Origin of the sequence: Neisseria sp. 19428wB4_WF04 (genome assembly GCF_015235335.1) — a bacterium.
Lineage (GTDB): Bacteria > Pseudomonadota > Gammaproteobacteria > Burkholderiales > Neisseriaceae > Neisseria > Neisseria musculi.
The window spans coordinates 1-663 of sequence record NZ_JADGLG010000137.1 but is presented as its reverse complement, the minus strand read 5'-3'; the positions used below and the strand labels follow the sequence as shown (position 1 = coordinate 663).

Below are 663 nucleotides of genomic sequence, written 5' to 3'. Positions count from 1 at the left end.
ACGCGCTTCTACCGCCTTACCGTTTCCAGCTGTAACGGGGCTTTGATTTCGGTAACGGGGTGCTTTCCAAGCATCGGGAAAGCGTCTGTTTCCAAAGAATACAACACGCGGGCGGCATGGTTGCTTGTCCAGCGGGGCAGTTGGTTTTTATGCCACTCGCGGGCGATTTTTTCAAAGCTGTTTCCGGTGGCGGCCTGTCGTTCCTGCTTGGCCCCTGTTGCTTGGCGGCAGCTGGGCTTGCCCTGCGAAGCAAGCGGCGGGCATTTTCGGCGGCTTTGCGGGCTTCAGACAAAGAAACGGCGGGATATTTGCCGATTGAAAGTAATTTCTCTTTTCCGTCTATGCGGTATTTCAGCCGCCATAACTTGCCGCCGTTCGGTTTGCATACCACCGCCTGAAATTTTCTGAATCTGGGCGGTTCGTTTCAGGTTTTTTATTTGGCAGCCGTTTAACGGCGTTTGTTGGTAAAAAATAAGGGGTGTTGGTAACTGTGCGGAAATTTTACCGATTAAAAACGGTTGGTTCAATCAGACGGAACGGGGTGAAATTGGGTGAAAAAGCAAACCGAAGATGGAAGAAAACCTTTTAAATATAATGGCTTGATTGGTTTGTTTGGATAATATCGGACAAAAAACAACCGCTGGAAAGCGGTTTGTGGTGCCC

Annotated in this window: 2 protein-coding genes; both read right to left on the bottom strand. The window is 49.8% G+C overall.

What is annotated here, in order from left to right; translation table 11 throughout:
- Positions 1–16: 16 nt before the first annotated feature.
- A complete protein-coding gene (locus IR141_RS12660) occupies positions 17–391 on the bottom strand; it encodes an Arm DNA-binding domain-containing protein (RefSeq protein ID WP_368665558.1) in 375 nt (124 codons plus the stop codon).
- Positions 285–527, bottom strand: a complete 243-nt coding sequence (locus IR141_RS14280; protein WP_186999911.1) for a hypothetical protein — start codon at positions 525–527, stop codon at positions 285–287. The genes IR141_RS12660 and IR141_RS14280 overlap by 107 nt, the downstream gene beginning before the upstream one ends.
- Positions 528–663 lie beyond the last annotated feature (136 nt).